Genomic DNA, 17224 nt, shown 5'->3' on the forward strand with positions numbered 1-17224 from the left:
GTGTGGACGGTGTCGTTTACTTTGTTTCGCACTGTCTGCGCGTTTGTACGGAACCCTTGCGCTTGCGACCTGTCAGAGGAAGGCTGAACTTCAAGAAGGAGGGCGCCATGTCCAGCCCCTTCAGTTTCGCGGCCGTCGCGATGCTTGCCACGTGCGCCAGCGTCGCTGCACATTCGGCGGATCTGTCCGTCGTCTTCGTGCATCCGGAAACCTTCAGGGATGCCATCTACTCGCGCCCGTATGGCGGCGAGCAGGAGCGCGCACCGGTGCTGCGCGATATCGAGCGCCACCTGAGGCAGCTCGCCGATCGCGGTCTCCCGCCGGGCGATTCGCTGCGTATCGAGGTGCTCGACATCGACCTTGCCGGCTGGTTCGAGCCTTTCCGGTATCGCACGTACCCCGATATCCGCATCCTGCGCGAAGTTACTTGGCCGCGCATCCAACTGCGCTACACGCTGACGCGCGGCGACCAACTGCTGTCGAGCGCGGAGGAGCGAGTGTCCGACCTGATCTATCTGATGACCGTCAACCGCTATCCGGTCGGCGACCGCCTGCGCTACGAGAAGGCGATGCTGGACGACTGGTTCGACCGGCGAATCGTCAAGCCGGCGGAACACGGCTGATCCTGCGTAATCCAACCAATTGCCGCTTGGCGCGCTCCGCGGTCTGTCCGGCGGCAGGAGGTGTGTCATGAAGCGACTGAAGCATTGGCAGGATGTGGTCAATGCCCTGCTGGGGGTATGGGTTGTTCTATCGCCCTGGGCGCTGGGCTTTCAGGACGTGGTGGCGCCCACGGCCAACGCCGTGTTGGTGGGCGTGGCGCTCATTGCGGCCGCGCTGGGCGCGATGATCGTGCCGCGCGCCTGGGAGGAATGGACCGAATGCGCGCTGGGCGTGTGGCTGGTTATCTCTCCCTGGGTTCTCGGTTTCAGCGCGCTGCAAGTGGCGATGCTGGCCGCGGTATTCAGCGGCATCGTGATCGCTGCGCTGGCGCTCTGGACGCTGTACACCGACAAGGACTACAGCAGCAGCTGGCAACGGCCAGTCCACTGAGCCTGCGACGGGCAGCTTCGCCGGCCAGCCCGCCGGCGTCGCCCCCCGGCCGAGCGACGCGTGCATCGCACGCCGGCCGCAATTGATGACCAGCGCGATGAGGCCATCGGGGACGCGCCGTCGAGCCTGCGGCCGCGCCCAAATCCTACAAAGGGTCTGAGCGTGCAGGGGTAGGTTAGGGTTCATCATGACCACTTCCGCGTTCACCCTCTACGGCGCCCCGGGCTCCGGCGCAACGCCTGTGTACGCCGCATTGAGCTTGATCGGCGTGCCCGTGAAGCTGGTGGACGTGGCCCCTTGGGAGGGCGACTCGGAGCGCGAGAAGCTGGACCCGGTCAATCCGATGCGGCAGGTCCCGGTGCTGGTTCTGCCTTCGGGGGAAATCATGACCGAGAGCGCGGCGATCCTGATTTGGCTTGGCGACCGATACCCCGAGGCCGCCCTGGCGCCTCGTCCCGACGACCCATCGCGCGCGCAGTATCTGCGATGGATGGCATTCGTCTCCGGGGCCATTTACGCGATGTACTGGGTGCGGGACGATCCGTCCCGGCTCGCCGACTCGCCGGATGCAGAGGCCGTCGTTGCGGAGCGGAGTGCAGAACGTATCGCGCAGTGCTGGCGGATCATGGACGCGCAGATGCCTCACGGGCCGCGCTACCTGCTGGGCGATCGCCTCAGCGTGCTGGACTTGTATGTGACGGTGGTCTCGCGCTGGCAGCCTCGCCGCCTGCGCTTCTACCGGGAGGCCCCGCGAATGGCGGAGGTCGTCAGGCGAGTCGATGCGGAGCCACGCCTCGTGGAATCGTGGGAGGCGCGCTACCCGTTCACGGCCGGCTGGGAGAAGGACGGGCCTTGAACTTGCTGGACCTCGTGCAATGGCCTGCTTTCGCTGTCTCTCGCTACCGGCATCGGTAAACCAATAGCCGCCGGACGCGCAGCGTAGGAAGTTGCTGACATACAGCGCGCGGCAGTCGTGCAAAAAGAGAGTTTCGCTGTCTTTCAGGGGGTTGATGTCAATGTCGGAGTCGGTCGTTTGTAGCGCCTGCGGAAGCCCCAACCGGGCGAAAGCCAAGTTCTGCACCGGATGCGCGCGTCCCTTGCCCGGCTTCGAGCCGTCCGGGCCGTCCGCGCTCGACCCTGTGATGTCGCATCGCCCGGCTTCCGGCGCGTCGGCGGGAGGCAACGCGGCCGTGCCGGTGTTGCCTGCGGAGACGGCAGCCTTCTGGCTGAAAGCGGGTTACTGGGGCATCGCCATGATCGTCGGCTTCACGTTGTGGTGCCTGTACGTCACGAACAGGCCTGGTGCGCCGCCACTGAAAGCGGAGATCATGGGCTTGCTGGCTCCGGTCATGAACATGTTGCCGAGTTCGTCGGCACCTGCAGCGCCGGCGCCCCCAGTTGCCGACGGCACGGCACCGGCGGCAATCCGGCCCGACGAGTCCACGTCGCCCCTCCATGCCTTGCTTCCGGGGCGCGGCGCCGCAGGCGGCTCTTCTGAATCGTCCTCACCGCCTGCCGAACAGCCTGTTGCCATCACGCCGAGCGTCAGGACCGAGGCTCGCCCCACTGCGCGTACTTCGAAGGGAAGCTCCTATGCGGGCAGAGCCCGCCGGGATCGCGACGACGACCCACCCATCAGCGCAGTGGCACCACCGCTCGAGCGTCGTAGCGGGGAGCCTGACCCCGGTCCGCCGATCGCCGCCGGTCCTGGCCCGTTGTACGACTATTCGCGTTTGCCGCCCGGCGCACCGGTTGCCGCTGGCAGCAGTCCGGCGCTGCCCAGGCAGGCAGTCCCGGATCCGGGGCCGCCGATCGTTCCCGGACCTGGACCGAGGTACGAGCCCGTGCGCGCACCTCCCCAGGCCTCCTCTTTGCCGAGCAATGATCCGGGCCCGCCGATTGCCGTCGGCCCGGGCCCTCTGGTGAACTATTCGACGCGCGGGGCGGGGACGCGATAACTACGATCCGCTCGATCGCCAGAACGCGAACGCGATCGAGACGAACACCACGACGATGCCTGTGGCGAGGGCCAGCCGGTCGGCGAACAAGCGGCGCATCGGAACCTCCTAGACGAAGCTGTAGCGCTCCGAGTGGTATTTGGAGAGGGGCACCTTCATCTCGCCGAGCGCCGCTTCGATGGCATCCATCATCACGTTCGGGCCGCAGATGAAGTACTCGTGGTCGGCATAGCCCGGCGGGAGGTGGCGCCTGAAAATCTCGGCGTTGATGTAGCCGCTCTCTCCGACCCAGCCCTCCGGAGGCAGCGAGAGCACATGCACCACCGTGAGGTCGATGCGCTTCTGCAGCGCCTCCAGTTCCTCGCGAAAGGTCACGGACTCCCAATCCTTGCTGCCGTAGAGCAGGATCAACGGTCGCTTGTCGCCGCGGTCGGCCAGCGTGCGGATCATGCTCACCATCGGCGTGATGCCGATGCCGCCCGCGATCAGCACGTGCATGTCCGCCGGATTGCCGATGGTGAAGGCGCCGTAGGGCCCGTCGAGGTACACGCGCTGGCCGACCGGCACCTTGGCGATCGCGCTCGTGAAGTCGCCGAGGTTGCGGATCGTCATCTCGACGCGGCCATCGTCGGCCTCCGCGCTCGACGAGAACGAGAACGGGTGCCCGGTGATCTTGAACGGGCTTCCCCACAGCGTCAGCCAGCCGAACTGGCCGGGCCTGAAGCGGAAGCCTGGATGGCCTTCGGGCCGCATCACCAGCGTCGTGGTGTCGCCGCGTTCCTGGCGCACCTCCGCCACGCGGTACGGCCGGCGCAACATGAAGAGCGGCTTGACGAGGCGCACATAGAGCAGCAGGCCGATCCAGAAGATCGTCATGCCGATCCACAAGGCGCGCTTCCACGGATCCGCAAGGTAGAAGCCCCATCCGACCATGTGGACCAGCCCGCCGCCGACAGCGACCACTGCGAGCACGATGTGGGCGATGTGCCACAACTCGTAGCTGATCTTCAGACGGGTGCGCCACAGGGCCATGATCACCAGCGTGATCAGAGAGCCGATGGAGATCACCGCGAAGACCGCGCCAAGTGGCACGTCCCGGAGCGATTCGGGCGGTGCGAGCTTCTCGGATCCGGCCGCAATCAGGATGAGCGGATGCACCACCACCAACCCGACCGCGATCAGCGAGATGCGGCGATGGAAGTGGTAGATGACGTCCTCGCCCCACGGATCGGTGACGTGGCGGAAGCGCGCCGTCAGGCCGAACTGCAGGCCCATCATCGCCAACCCCGAGTAGCCGAGCGCGACCGAGAACTCCGTCCAGAAATTGCGGCTCGGTGGCAGAGCCCCCGTGAGCAGCGCGAGCAGCGGAGCCAGGATGAATAGCAGATAGATCACGGACCACACGGCTTTGCGCACGAGATCGCGAAAAGGCATGGGTCACCTCAAATGCATGTGGTGAGCAGCAGCGGGGGCCCGAGGGCGAGCACCCCACTGGCGAAGGCGGCAATGGTCGCCCAGACGATGGCGTCGTGCAGGAAGCTGCCGGTCTTGCCCGTGGCGGGGTCGGGCGATCCCTTGGCGAACTTGCTCCACATCCATCCGATCACGGCGAGGTGCGCGAGGAACACGATGACGAGACTCCAGCGCAGCGCGCCGGCTGGCCAGCCGAAGGCGCAGCCGATGGCGTGCAGCGCGTAGAGCACCACGAGCGCGATGCACCAGACGACGAAGCCGGCCGTGAGCCACCAGAGACGCCGCGGTGGTACCCAAATGGCGCTCATTGGACAACCTCCGTGCTCCGCACTGCAGTGCGAGCTTGCTTGGGGCGGTCCGGCGCGTCGCTCATGGCCGCACTCCAAGCACCGTCACCAGCGCAGGCAGTGCGAGCACCAGTCCCAGCGCGATCACGCCCGTCGCCAGCGTGTAGTCGATCCACAGGCGCGTCAGTCGCAGGTCCGTGTGCCGCCTTTGCGAGACGAAGCCGGCGCCGATGCGCAGCACGTTGCTGATGAGGAAGAGCAGGCCGATGAAGGCATGCAGCCCCACGTAGCCGAGCAACGCCGCAGCGGTCGACCCGAGCGCATGTTCGGTGGGACGCGGCGCGAGGCCCATGATCAGGCCCACGGTGGCGACGATGGTGGCCAGCAGCATGAGCGCCGTCAGGCCGATCCAGCCCATCGCGCTGCGCCCCGCGATGACCGCCTTCAGCGCGCCGCGTGACGCCACCGCCGCGACCGCGAGGCCGGCGATGGCGCCGAAGGCCAGCAGGCGGCTCGGTTCGGGCGGCGTCATCGTCTGCCAATGGGCACCGGCGAGCCACAGGTAGAAGGTGCCGAACACCAGCGAAGTGAACAGCGTGCCGTTGGCCACCAACGAGCAGATAAGCGACAGCCAGGCCGGCGAACTGGCCACCTCGGTGTGGGGTGGCACGGAGACGCCGAGCCCCACAGGCAGCGGGCCGTAGTCGCGCGGCAGGCCGGCACGCTGCCCCGCGAAGATGAACAGACCGAAAGTGACCAGCGCCAGCGCGAGCGACAGGAAGTAGAAGCTGAACAGCATCGCCAGCACGGCGCCCGCGGTGACGATGGCGGTGACCAGCGGCAGATAGGTCGGATTCGGCAGCACGACCAACTGGTCGGGCTTGCCGCTCGTCGCGTGCACGCCGATGGTCTCCTGCCAGCCGTTGCGCACGAAACCCAGATAGCCTTCGCCGCGTGCGAGGCTCAGTGCGAGATCGCCCGGTGCGACGCCATCGGTCTGCACGCCCACGTGCGGGATCGATGCAAAGGCATAAGGCGCCGGCGGAATCCGCATCGCCCATTCGAAGGTCTGGGCACGCCAGGGGTCGCGCCGCGCGCGGCGCCCGTAACGCAGTTGCACGATCAGGTCGATCACCAGCAGGCCGAAACCGATCGTCATCACGAAGCTGCCGACCGAGGACAGCAGGTTGAGCGCGTTCCAGCCTTCGTCACCGTTGTAGGTGTAGATGCGCCGCGGCATGCCCATCAGGCCGGTCAGGTGCATCATGAAGAAGGTCAGGTTGAAGCCGATGAAGATCAGCCAGAAGGCAGGCACCGACAGGCGGTGCACCGCGGCGCGCCCGGTCAGCAGCGGCAGCCAGTAGTAGAGCCCGGCCATCATCGGGAAGGCGAGCGCGCCCGCCACCACGTAGTGCATGTGGGCGACGACGAAGTAGGTGTCGTGCGCCTGCCAGTCGAAGGGCACCATCGCGAGCATCACACCGGTCAGGCCGCCCATCGCGAAGACGAAGAAGAAGCCGAAGATGTAGAGCATCGGCACGTCCCAGCGCGGCTTGCCGTGCGACAGCGTCGCAAGCCACGCGAAGATCTGCACCGCGGTGGGCACCGCGACGATGGCCGACCCGGCGGAAAAGAAGGCAAGCGCCAGATGCGGGATGCCCACGGTGAACATGTGGTGCACCCAGATGCCGAAGCTCAGAAAGCCGAGCGCGATGATCGCGACGACGATTGCGCGGTAGCCGACCAGCGACCGGTTGGCGAAGACCGGAATGATGGTCGACAGCACCGCCGCCATCGGCAGGAAGATGATGTAGACGTCCGGATGGCCGAAGAGCCAGAACAGGTGCTGCCACAGCAGCGAGTCGCCGCCGCGCGTGGGATCGAAGAAGGGCAGGCCGAAAGCACGCTCGATCTCGAGCAGGATCGAGCCCAGGATCAGCGGCGGGAAGGCCACGATCATCATCATCGCCGTCACGAGGATGTACCAGGCGAAGATCGGCATGCGATCGAGCGACATGCCCGGCGCGCGCATCTTGAGGATCGAGACGGTGATCTCCACCGCGAGCGACAGCGCCGAGATCTCGACGAAGGTGATGCCGAGCAGCCAGACGTCGGAGTTGATGCCCGGCGTGAAGGCTCTGGAGCTCAGCGGCGTGTACATGAACCACCCGCCGTTGGGCGCGACCCCGGCGATCAGCGACCAGGTCAGGATCGTGCCGCCGAACAGATAGCACCAGTAGCCGTAGGCGGTCAGCCGCGGAAAGGCGAAGTCGCGCGTGCCGAGGATCTTCGGCGTCAGGTAGACCGCGAAGCTTTCCACCATCGGAATGGCGAAGAGGAACAGCATCATCGAGCCGTGCATCGTGAAGACCTGGTTGTAGGTCTCCGGGTCGAGAAAGCCTGAGTGCGGGGTGGAGAGTTGCACCCGCGTCAGCATGCCCAGCACACCGGCGATGGCGAAGAAGACGAACGACGTGACCATCATCCGCACGCCGATGACCGAGTGATTGACGGCGGCGAAGCGCTGCCATCCCGGCCCGGTGGCCCAGATCCGGCTCAGTTGCCGGTGCAGGCGCAATGCGCTGCCCTCTGCCCGCGCGTCGTCGGTTCCGCTCATTGCTTGGCCTCCGGTGCCGTGGTGGCCTGCGTCAGCGCGGCGGAGAAGTCCTCCGGTCGATGCACGATGATGACGAAGCGCATGCGCGCATGGCCCGTGCCACAGAACTCGTCGCAGGTTCCTTCGTAGCGTCCCGGCTCGTTGGCCTGGATGCGCAGCCGGTTCACCTTGCCGGGCACCGCATCGATCTTGCCGGCAAAGCGCGGCACCCAGAAGGCATGGATCACGTCCTTGCTCGTCACCACCATGTCGACCGGTGTGCCGGCGGGCAGGAGCAGGACGTTGCGCGTCTCGATGCCGCCGCGCTCGGGATAGCGGAAGGTCCAGGTCCACTGCTGCGCCACGGCCTCGATGCGTTGCGGCGGCGCGCTGCCCGGCAGCGGCAGCAGTCGCTCGCCGACCACCAGGCCATACGCCAGCAGAGGCAGCAGCACCACGGCCGGCAGCACCAGACCGCCCATCACGATCCAGCGCGTGGGCGAAACGCTCGATCCCCAACCCGGACGGCGGACGACCTGAATGAACAGCGTCATGAGCAGCAGGAAGAGAACCCCGGCGCCGATCAGCATCACCCACCACATCGTGGCGATCGAAGCAGCGGCCGGTCCCGAGGGGTCGAGGGTAGACAGTGGACCCTTGCAGCCCGCGAGCGCCGCCATCGATCCGGCTTGGAGCATCCGAAGCAAGGGACTACGATGGTTCCACATCCGCCGCACCCGGCGCGAAGGAGGAGAACCATGGCGAAAGGCGACAGCACCGCACCTCCCAGCGAGGTTCTCCTGGAACTGAACCGGCTCGACATCGGCTCGGCGGTGGCCCTCGTCGGGCACCCGATCCACGTGATGATGGTGCACTTCCCGGTCGCCTTCGTCGTCGCGACGCTGGGCGTGGATGTCTTTTACTGGTGGACGGGCGATGCGTTCTGGCTGCGGACGGGACTCTGGTCGGCCGGCGCCGCTTTCTGGACCGGCGTGGCCGCCAGCATCGTCGGCACGGGCGAACTGCTGCTCGTGCGCGGCATCCGAATGCTGGAAGCGAGCTGGTCCCATGCCGTGGCGGCGATGACCCTGGTTGCAATCGCGGGGGCCAACTGGGGCTTGCGACTGGTCGACCCGGTGTCCGTCCTGCCGCACGGGCTGGCCCTGTCGGCCCTGTCCTCGGTGATGGTGGGCTTTGCCGGCTGGCATGGAGGCAAGCTCGTGTTCGATCATGGCGTCGGCATCTTGGTCACGCCGAAGGATTGATGCATCCATCGGCCGAGCGCACCGGGCTCGAAGAGGTGCGCGGCGAACGTGTTCGAGTCGAAGTGCGGCTTGGCCAGCACCACCCAGAGAATCCCCGCGATCACCACAACGTAGGCGCTCATCAGTGCCGCATAGGAAAGCCGCCCGAACCGGCCCGTGGGTGAGAAGAGCTGCAACAGCACGAGACCGGCCAGTACGTGCAGCATGGCCATGACACCGACCAGCACCATCTTCACGGAGAACCATTCCACGAAGGTGGCCTGCAGAAAGATCAGCGCCGTCCCGGTGCCGATCGCGATGAAGGCAGCGGGCGAAGTGAGCTCCACGAAAACCAGACGCGTGATGCGATGCAGTCGATCGAGATCCGGACCCGCGGTGAGCGTCCTGCGCTGCCAGAACAGGAAGGGCAGGGCGAGCAGGCCGCCCGACCAGATCGCGATCGCGGCGAGGTGGGCGAACTTGAGGAAGGTGGTCACAGCGCCGGCTCTCTGGGGCGAAGGCTGGACCACGCGATCCACAGGCCCACGCCAAGATAGGGCAGCATCGCGGGCACCCACATCAGCAGCCCGGCCAGTTGCTGGTCGGTGAGCGGCGTGAGTCCCCACGACGCCGTGCTCGCGATGTGGACCGCATACAGCGGCACGGACGCGAACACGATCACCGCGCCCAGAAGACCCATCTGCCCGATCGTCGCCGCGAGCGCCAGCAGGGCAGGACCGGAATGCACCGCGGGCGCCAGGATCGCCCGCCACATCAGCCAGGCGCTGCCGAGCAGCGAGATCTGCATCAGCCAGTAGGCCGGCACGCTGGCCAGGCCCCAGGCGTAAGCACCGGGCGCATGCCAGAGCCACAGAATGACGGCATGTGCCGCGACCAGCGTTGCCAAGGGCACTCGGTTCGCCCGACGCTGCGGGAAAGCGCGCGCGAGCAGAGGCGCCACGGCAGAGATCAGGATGATGTGGTGCAGCACCCGCGCCGAGAACAGCGCCGACGACAGCGCGCAAAGCGGCGAGACGAAGACGATCCCCATCAGCGCGATCGCGCCCCAGCCGGCGCGGGCATCGGACGAACGCCCGCTGGCCACCGCGAATGCCAGAACGGAGAGGGCGACCAGCAGCAGCGGATCGCTATTCCAACGCGACCAGAAGTCCTCCGGGACCGCGGCAGGGCCGCAGTAGGCGATCATGAAATCCATCATGGCGCGACGTCCTCTTCCCGTTTTGCGGCCACGCCGTGGCGTGGGGCCGGAACTGTCTCCGGAACAGGATAGTCGCGGTCGTACCGGGACTCAAGTGCTTCGTCTAGGCGTTGATCAAGTCAGCAGCTACTCGCACAGTCGCCTGACCTGCGGCGGAATCGGCACCGCCCGGATGCCGCCGCCCTCGCGCTTGGCCGCGAAGATCCGCACCTCCTCGCATTCGAGGATCAGATCCTCGCCGCGCGTCACGCGGTAGCGCTGTACGAAGCTCTTGTCGCGCCATTCCGGGATGGTGACGGCGATGCTCAGCGTGTCGCCATAACTGGCGCTCTTGACGAAGCGGGTGTGGGTGTCGACCAGCGGCGTGCCGATCACGCCGAGCGTCTCGGCCGTTTCTTCCCAGCGCGGCACGCCGCGCTCCGCGAAGAAGTGGCGCGAGGCCGCGTCGATCCAGCGGAAGAAGTTGGGAAACCAGACGATGCCGGCGGGGTCGCAGTCGCCGAACTCGACGCGAACGGTATGGATGACTTCGATGTTCATCACCCCATTCTCGTTGGGAGCCACAAGGCAATGATGGGAAACGCGATCAGGATCACCAGACGAATGATGTCCGTCAGGATGAATGGCAGCACGCCCTTGAAGATGGTCGTGAAGCTCACATCCTTCACCACGCTCTTGATGACGAAGACGTTCATCCCCACAGGGGGATGGATCAGGCCCAGCTCCACCGTCATCACGATGATCACGCCGAACCAGATCGGGTCGAAGCCGAGATGCACGATCACCGGGAAGATGATGGGCACGGTCAGGATGATCATCGCCATCGCGTCCATCAGGCAGCCGAGCACGAGGTACATCAGCATGATGAGCGCGAGCACGCCGTAACGGCCGATGCCCAGGCTCGTGAGGAACTCGGTGAGCTTCTGTGGGCTCTGCGTGATGGTGAGGAAGTAGCCGAACAGGAGCGCGCCGATCAGCACCGTGAACACCGCCGCCGCCGTGCGCGTGGCCGACAGCAGGGCCTCGCGGATCTTCGGGCCGTCGAGCTTGCGTCGCAGCAAACCGAGGATGAAAGCACCACTCGCACCCACGCCGCCGGCCTCGGTGGGCGTGAAGAATCCGCCGTAGAGACCGCCGATCACGAAGACGAACAGCACCAGCGGCGCCCACACGTTCTTCAGGTCGGCGATGCGATCCTTCCAGGGCTTGACCTCTCCGCCGGGGAGCCAATCGGGCCGGACCTTGACGATGAGCACGATGGTCAGCACGTACATCGCCATCGCCAGGATGCCGGGGACGATGCCCGCCATGAAGAGCTTGCCGATGTCCTGCTGCGTGAGGATGGCGTAGACGGCCAGCACCGTCGACGGCGGCAGGATCGCGCCCAGCGTGCCGCCCGCCGCGATGACGCCGGTGGAGAACGACTGCGGATAGTTGAAGCGCCGCATTTCCGGATAGGCCACCGCGGAGAAGGTCGCCGCCGTCGCAACCGACGAGCCGCAGATGGCCGCGAAGCCACCGCAGGCCAGCACCGTGGCAACGCCCAGGCCGCCGCGCAGGTGACCGATCATCGAGTTGGCCGCCTTGAAGAGTTCACGGCTCACGCCGGAGACGGAGACCAGCGCGCCCATCAGCATGAACATCGGGATCACGCCGAATGTGTAGTCGGTCACCGTGCGCATGGAGGTCTGGCCGACCAGCTTGAGCGCGGGGCCGGGGCCGACGATCCATGCGTAGCCCGTCACACCTACCAATCCCATCGCCATCCCGACCGGGACGCGCAGCAGCATCAACGCAAACAGGACGACAAAGCCGAGAACGGCAATTGCATCGGTGCTCATTCGTCCGCTTTCATTTCAGGCTTCTCGTCATGGAGCAACTCGGGGTGGAAGATCAATCGATAGGTGCGAATGGCGATCAGCACAACGGCCGACACATCGCCGAGCCACGCCACTGCGTAGAAGGGCCAGGTCGGGATGTTCATGTCGTAGGTCAGCACGTGGTCGACGTAGGTCGCGCGCACCTTGTCGAACAGCGTGGCGGTCTGCACCGCGACGACGAACAGCAGCACGAGCGTGGCGAACACGTCGATCCAGCGCTTCATGCGCGGGCCGGCCGCGGTCCAAACCAGGTCGACCGTGATGTGGCCGCCCCGGTAGCTGGTCGCGGCGATGCCCCAGAAGATCAGGATGCCCAGGAGCATGCGGCCGAAGTCGTAGGAGTCGGGGATCGAGGTGTCGAAGAACTTGCGCAGCACAACGGCAATGAAGATGTTCAATGCCACGATCCCCACGAACATGGCCGCCAGCCATTCGATCGTGTTGATCATCTTGTCCATGACGTTTTCAGCACGCTTCGTCATTGCAACTCCATCGCACGATCGACGGGCAACCTACAGATCACAGTGCCGATTTGTTCTTGGCCAGGCTGGCCTTCAGCGAATCCATCACCGCCTTGGGATCCTGCCCGACCTTCTTCACGCCTTCAGCCCATTGCGCTTCACCGGGCGCGGTGGCCTTGCGCCAGGCGTCCAGCTGGTCCGGCGTGAGCTTGTAGATCTCATGGCCCGGCTGCGACCCGATCTTGGCGCGGCCGGAGAATTCGAAGTCGGCCCACGGCGTGGCGACCTTCTGCGCCCATTCGCTCGTGCAGTGGTCGTCAATGACTTTCTTCTGCGCGGGCGACATGCTGTCGTACTTGCCCTGGTTCATGGCCCAGACGAAGGGCGTGACATAGAGCGGCACGTCCATGTGGAAGCTCACCACCTTGTCGATGCCGAACAGGCCGATGGAGCCCCACGGGAAGGTGATGGCATCGGCCACGCCGCGCTCCAGCATGTCGCGCGATTCGGGCGCCGAGGCCTGTACGTTGGTGCCGCCGAGCGAGGTGACCATCTGGCCGATGGTGCTGGTCGCGGGGCGGATCTTCATTCCCTTGATGTCGGTGGGCAGCGTGATCTTCTTGCGCGCGTGGAAGGTGCCGGGGTCGTGCACGAAGGCGAAGCAGAACTTCACGTCCTTCATTTCCTTGGCGGCGTACTGGCGGTACCACTCGTCGATCGCGGCGGAACCGTCCTTGCCGTTGGAGAACAGGAAGGGCAGCGAGGCGCCCGCCATGATCGGGAAGCGGCCCGGCTGGTAGCCAGGGTTGATGTAGGCGAAGTCGGCAATGCCGTCGCGCGCCATGTCGTAGTGGTCGAAGGCCTTGCCGAGCTGTTCCGACGGGAACAGCGTTGCGGTGATCGTTCCGTTGGATGCCTTCTTGATGTCATCGGCCCAAGCCTGCAGCGACGGATTCAGCGGATGCTGCGCCGGCACCCAACTCGACATCTTGAGATTGACGGGCTTGTCCTGCGCCTGCACCGGCGCGGCGGTCAGGGCCAGCACGGCCGAAAGGGCCAGCACGGCGCGCATGGCGGCCGAGGTCGTGAAGCGGGTTGTCGACATGGGTTTGTCTCCTTGCGAGTGGGATGGAATCGAGATCCGTCGATGCGCTTTGTCTTCGTCTTTGTGCAGTGCGCAATCGATTATTTTTTATAAGAGTCAGGTGCGCCGTAAATCGGCGTTTACCTTGAGTCAGCGTGCACGCCTTGTCGAGTCCTGCTGGCGCTTCATCCAGCGGATCGGCTGCGCCTTCACGGGGCGGGGCGGTGCGCCATGGCGCACCAGCGCGGCATCCAGCGCGGTGCCGGCATCGTCGGCGAGTGCGGCCTCGCGCGCGGCGGCAATCGCGGTCGCTCTTGTGGAAGGCGATGCGTCCGGTAGCGGCGCGACTGCGAGGTGGTCGATCACGTGCAGCAGGTTGTGCTTGCCGCGCTCGTTGGTGCTGCCGTAGCCCTTGATGAGCCGGCCGCACGACGCAAGCTCGTGGCCGAGGCGCCAATCCTCGCGCGTGCCGCTGACCACGGCATCGAGCCAGCGGCCGATCAGCGCCTGTTCCTCGGCGAAGCGATTCCCGCGCTTGCGCAGCCAGCGCAGTGAGGCCAGCACGCGCAGCGAGGCCATGCCCAGCACCGAATGACTGCCTACCTTGAGTGGCAGCGCCCACGGGGTCTTGCGGCGACGGTCCCAGGCCGTCACGCGATGGGCGAGCGAGGCCGGGAGCAGTGCCGCGAACTCGGGTGCACCGGGCTTGAAGTGGTCATAGACCTTCACGATGTCGCCGTCGGTCGCCTTGACTTCGTTGCGTACGCGCTGCGCACGGCTGGCACGGCTCTTCAGCTCGGCGACGCGCACGATGTCGTCGAAAGCCATCCACAGCGCGAGCCAGCGCGCCATCTCGCGAGTGATCGCGAAGCCTTCGGCGCCCGCAGGATCGACGGCACCTTCGGCAGCCAGCACCTTCTGCAGCCGTTCGACGTACAGCATGGCGTAGTCGGCGTCCTGGTAGTCGAGCACGCGCGCATGGCCGAGCGCGAGCATGTCATGCACCGACGGTGGAAAGAGGCATGCCACCGCCGGTGACAACGCTTGCGGGGAGGGCACATCGTTCGCTGTCGTCGCCAGCAGGCTCGTGACGAGCGCAGCCTGCTGTCGCGGTGTGTTGACGGTGTCGAGAGCCTTCGCGAAGCCACGCAGGCTCGCCTCGGCCGCCTTGCCGGGCTTTTCGGGCGCGCCGGTGTCGCCGCCGCGCACCACGCGCTCGTACGCTTCGCGCGGAAACGGAAAAAGCCCGCTGCCGGCGATGGCGCCGAGCATCACGGCGCTGACCACCGTGCCGGCTTCGCGCGCCGCGGTGCCCATGTCGAACACGTGATGCTCGCGGCTGAAGGCCTTGACGACATCCAGCAGCCGCTGCGCGTCGGCGCGGCCGTCGCCGGGCTGCACGCGCTCTGCCGTGGTGAGCGTCCGACTGGACGAGGTGATGACGAGGGTTCGTTCCGGCGCGCTCATGCCGTTGCTGATCTGGCGTGTGGTCTCCAGCAGCTCCGACGAGATGATGGCGTCCAGCGTACCCGGCACCGGGCTCAGGCTGAAGACCGGCTTGCGTCCGCCCAGTTCGGCCAGCGGCACCGGGAACACTTCGACGTAGTAGGTGGTGGCGCCCGTGCGCTGTGCGACGCCGGGGATCGAGGTGCTCTGCGCCGCATAGCCGGCATGGCGCGCTGTGTCGACCAGCCATTCGGTCAACACGCCGCCGCCTTCCCCGCCGAGGGCGCAGACCAGCAGGGTGACGGGTTGGGTGCGGTTCATCGCGTCAAGCCGGTTGAAGTGCACGGACCACCGCACCACGCAGGCTGTGCAGAAGCCGTTCGTGCCACTTGGGGTTCTGCACCACCTCCGCGCGATAGAAGCTCGGGCACAGGGTGGCCGCATGCGCATTCGCGCCGCACAGTCCGCAGCCCACGCAGCCGTCGATGACCACCGCCACGGGGTCGAATTTCAGCGGGTCCGGATTGTCCTTGATCGTGAGCGTGGGGCAGCCGGACAGGCGGATGCAGGCATGGTCGCCATTGCACACATCTTCGTCGACGCCGTACTTCACGCGCACCACGCGCTCGCCGCGCTGAAGCAGGCTGGCGATCCACGGCTTGATGCGGCGCTGGCGCTCGAGCTGGCATTCGCCCTCGGCAATGATCACCTTCAGCCCGTTGAAATCGCTGGTGAAGGCGTCGTTGAGCGTCTTGCGCATCCTGTCGACGTCGTAGGTGTACACCGTGCGCAGCCACTGCACACCGAGGCCCTTCAGCGTCGACTCGATGGTCTGGTTCTTGTCGACCAGGCTCTGCTGCTTGTCGACCGCGCGCTCCTTCACCTCGTCGTCAGGCGTGGAGATGATGTCCTGCGTGCCGGTGGCCGAGGTGTAGCCGTTCTTGAAGATCAGCAGCACAGCGTCGTCGTCATTGAAGAGCGCACTCTGTACGCCGGTCAGTAGTCCGTTGTGCCAGAAGCCGCCATCGCCCATGATCGACAGTGCCCGGCGCTGCATCATCGGCGACACGCCCGCGCGGCTCGCGAGGCTCATGCCGTAGCCGAGGATCGAATGGCCCATCGAGAAAGGCTCGAAGGTGCCGAAGGCATGGCAGCCGATGTCGGCCGCGATGTGCACCGGCCCGCTGTCCTGCTGCGCGAGCTTGAGCGCCGCGAACACAGGGCGCTCGGGGCAGCCGATGCAAAAGCTCGGCGGGCGGTTGGGCAGCGGCGCCTGGAGCTTCGTCGCGACGGCGGCGCGGCGATCGCGGTTGCCCATGAGCCAGCCCTTTGCCGAGTCTTGCGCGTGCTGGGGCAGGTAGCGGGCGGCGAATTGGCTCAGGCCCGTCGCGAGCACCTCGACGCCGTACTCGCCCGCTGCCGGCAGCATGTCGCAGCCGTGCAGCGGCGTCTGGACGTCGCGGCGGCGCAGAAGGGTGGCGATCTCCTGCTCGATGTATTCGGGCTGGCCTTCCTCGACCACCAGGACCGCGCGCTTGCCCACGCAGAAGTCGGCGACCTGCTCGGGCACCAGCGGATAGGCGACGTTGAGCACCAGCAAGGGGATGTCCGTCGCGCCGAAGGCATCCGCCAGGCCGACCTGCTGGAGGCTGCGGATCAGCGCGTTGTAGAGGCCACCTTGCACCACGATGCCGAGGTCGGCATGCGTGCCGGGGACCAACTCGTTGAGCCGGTGTTCGGCGATGTAGCGCCGCGCGGCGGGCAGCCGCTCCTCCCCCTTGAGCTTCTCGTGGCGGAAGGTCACGGGCGGATGTGCGAGGCGCATGTAGTCGAAGCCGGCCGGCTCTTCCATCAGCGCGCGGGTGGAGACCGGTGGCGGCACGTTGTCCTTGCATTCGAAGCTGCCGCGCACGTGGCAGGTGCGGATGCGCAACTCCATCATGCAGGGCATGTTCGAGTGTTCGGAGAGGCGAAAGCCGTGCTCCACCATGTTCACCATCATGCCCAGGTCGGGCCGCGGATCGAGCAGGCACATGCTGGACTTGAGCGCGTAGGCATGCGTGCGCTCCTGGATGACGGAGGCGCCCTCGCCGTAGTCCTCGCCGACCACGATCAGCACACCGCCCTTGACGCCAGGCGATGAAAGATTGGACAGCGCATCGGCCGCGACATTGGTGCCGACGATCGACTTCCATGTTACGGCGCCGCGCAGCGGATAGTGGATCGACGCGCCGAGCATCGCCGCCGCCGAGGCCTCGTTGGAGCAGGCTTCCACATGCACGCCGAGTTCGTCCATGTATGGCTTGGCCTGCACCATCACGTCGAGCAGGTGCGACACCGGCGCGCCCTGGTAGCCGCCGACGTAGGCCACGCCCGATTGCAGCAGCCCCTTGGTGATGGCGAGGATGCCCTCGCCGTGAAAGGTGTCGCCCGCACCGAGGCGCAGTGCCTCGATTTCCTTGCTGAATGAAACTTCCAAGCGTCTTGACTCCGTTGGCCTGTGTTGTCGTGGGTTCGGGTGCG

The 17224-nt window shown here is 66.3% G+C and carries 17 protein-coding genes; 4 read left to right on the forward strand and 13 right to left on the reverse strand.

The window, feature by feature from the left end:
- Positions 1-107: 107 nt before the first annotated feature.
- The 3 genes from QTI04_RS29715 to QTI04_RS29725 all read left to right on the forward strand — a co-directional run bounded on the left by QTI04_RS29715 (position 108) and on the right by QTI04_RS29725 (position 1909).
- On the forward strand, positions 108-623 hold the full coding sequence (locus QTI04_RS29715) for a DUF3016 domain-containing protein (RefSeq protein ID WP_286618811.1): 516 nt from the start codon (positions 108-110) through the stop codon (positions 621-623).
- 67 nt (positions 624-690) lie between these two features.
- Complete coding sequence (locus QTI04_RS29720; RefSeq protein WP_286603743.1) at positions 691-1053, forward strand: SPW repeat protein; 363 nt, start codon at positions 691-693, stop codon at positions 1051-1053.
- Between the two features lie 187 nt (positions 1054-1240).
- Entirely contained in the window at positions 1241-1909 is a 669-nt protein-coding gene (locus tag QTI04_RS29725; RefSeq protein ID WP_286603742.1) for a glutathione S-transferase family protein, read from the forward strand.
- A 381-nt stretch (positions 1910-2290) separates the two neighbouring features.
- On the opposite strand, the gene QTI04_RS29730 is transcribed toward QTI04_RS29725, so the two are convergent.
- The 5 genes from QTI04_RS29730 to coxB all read right to left on the reverse strand — a co-directional run bounded on the left by QTI04_RS29730 (position 2291) and on the right by coxB (position 8065).
- Positions 2291-2497, reverse strand: a complete 207-nt coding sequence (locus QTI04_RS29730) for a hypothetical protein (RefSeq protein ID WP_286618812.1) — start codon at positions 2495-2497, stop codon at positions 2291-2293.
- A 622-nt stretch (positions 2498-3119) separates the two neighbouring features.
- Entirely contained in the window at positions 3120-4445 is a 1326-nt protein-coding gene (locus tag QTI04_RS29735; RefSeq protein WP_286618813.1) for a ferric reductase-like transmembrane domain-containing protein, read from the reverse strand.
- A gap of 8 nt (positions 4446-4453) precedes the next feature.
- The gene (locus QTI04_RS29740) at positions 4454-4792 is read right to left on the reverse strand and encodes a hypothetical protein (RefSeq protein ID WP_286618814.1); all 339 of its coding nucleotides are present in this window, start codon (positions 4790-4792) and stop codon (positions 4454-4456) included.
- 61 nt (positions 4793-4853) lie between these two features.
- Positions 4854-7388, reverse strand: coding sequence for a cytochrome c oxidase subunit I (gene ctaD, locus QTI04_RS29745; RefSeq protein ID WP_286618815.1), 2535 nt, complete (start codon positions 7386-7388; stop codon positions 4854-4856).
- The gene (gene coxB, locus QTI04_RS29750) at positions 7385-8065 is read right to left on the reverse strand and encodes a cytochrome c oxidase subunit II (RefSeq protein WP_286618853.1); all 681 of its coding nucleotides are present in this window, start codon (positions 8063-8065) and stop codon (positions 7385-7387) included. Before coxB ends, ctaD begins: the two co-directional genes overlap by 4 nt.
- Positions 8066-8125: 60 nt before the next feature.
- Here coxB and QTI04_RS29755 point away from each other — a divergent pair, with 60 nt between their 5' ends.
- Positions 8126-8632 (forward strand): DUF2231 domain-containing protein, encoded by a 507-nt coding sequence (locus QTI04_RS29755; RefSeq protein ID WP_286603735.1) that lies wholly within the window; start codon positions 8126-8128, stop codon positions 8630-8632.
- Here QTI04_RS29755 and QTI04_RS29760 read toward each other — a convergent pair.
- The 8 genes from QTI04_RS29760 to QTI04_RS29795 all read right to left on the reverse strand — a co-directional run bounded on the left by QTI04_RS29760 (position 8596) and on the right by QTI04_RS29795 (position 17180).
- Positions 8596-9108: a CopD family protein gene (locus QTI04_RS29760; protein WP_286618817.1), complete on the reverse strand. Its 513-nt coding sequence runs from the start codon at positions 9106-9108 to the stop codon at positions 8596-8598. The genes QTI04_RS29755 and QTI04_RS29760 overlap by 37 nt on opposite strands.
- The gene (locus QTI04_RS29765; protein ID WP_286618819.1) at positions 9105-9830 is read right to left on the reverse strand and encodes a cytochrome c oxidase assembly protein; all 726 of its coding nucleotides are present in this window, start codon (positions 9828-9830) and stop codon (positions 9105-9107) included. Before QTI04_RS29765 ends, QTI04_RS29760 begins: the two co-directional genes overlap by 4 nt.
- 126 nt (positions 9831-9956) lie before the next feature.
- On the reverse strand, positions 9957-10370 hold the full coding sequence (locus QTI04_RS29770) for a thioesterase family protein (protein ID WP_286618820.1): 414 nt from the start codon (positions 10368-10370) through the stop codon (positions 9957-9959).
- Positions 10370-11671, reverse strand: coding sequence for a TRAP transporter large permease (locus tag QTI04_RS29775; RefSeq protein WP_286618821.1), 1302 nt, complete (start codon positions 11669-11671; stop codon positions 10370-10372). The genes QTI04_RS29770 and QTI04_RS29775 overlap by 1 nt, the downstream gene beginning before the upstream one ends.
- Entirely contained in the window at positions 11668-12192 is a 525-nt protein-coding gene (locus tag QTI04_RS29780; protein ID WP_286603728.1) for a TRAP transporter small permease, read from the reverse strand. Before QTI04_RS29780 ends, QTI04_RS29775 begins: the two co-directional genes overlap by 4 nt.
- A gap of 37 nt (positions 12193-12229) precedes the next feature.
- Entirely contained in the window at positions 12230-13276 is a 1047-nt protein-coding gene (locus QTI04_RS29785) for a TRAP transporter substrate-binding protein (protein ID WP_286618822.1), read from the reverse strand.
- A gap of 129 nt (positions 13277-13405) precedes the next feature.
- Complete coding sequence (locus QTI04_RS29790) at positions 13406-15022, reverse strand: indolepyruvate oxidoreductase subunit beta family protein (RefSeq protein ID WP_286618823.1); 1617 nt, start codon at positions 15020-15022, stop codon at positions 13406-13408.
- 4 nt (positions 15023-15026) lie between these two features.
- Entirely contained in the window at positions 15027-17180 is a 2154-nt protein-coding gene (locus tag QTI04_RS29795) for an indolepyruvate ferredoxin oxidoreductase subunit alpha (RefSeq protein ID WP_286618824.1), read from the reverse strand.
- Positions 17181-17224 lie beyond the last annotated feature (44 nt).

It is taken from the genome of Variovorax sp. J22R115 (assembly GCF_030317005.1).
GTDB lineage: Bacteria > Pseudomonadota > Gammaproteobacteria > Burkholderiales > Burkholderiaceae_C > Variovorax.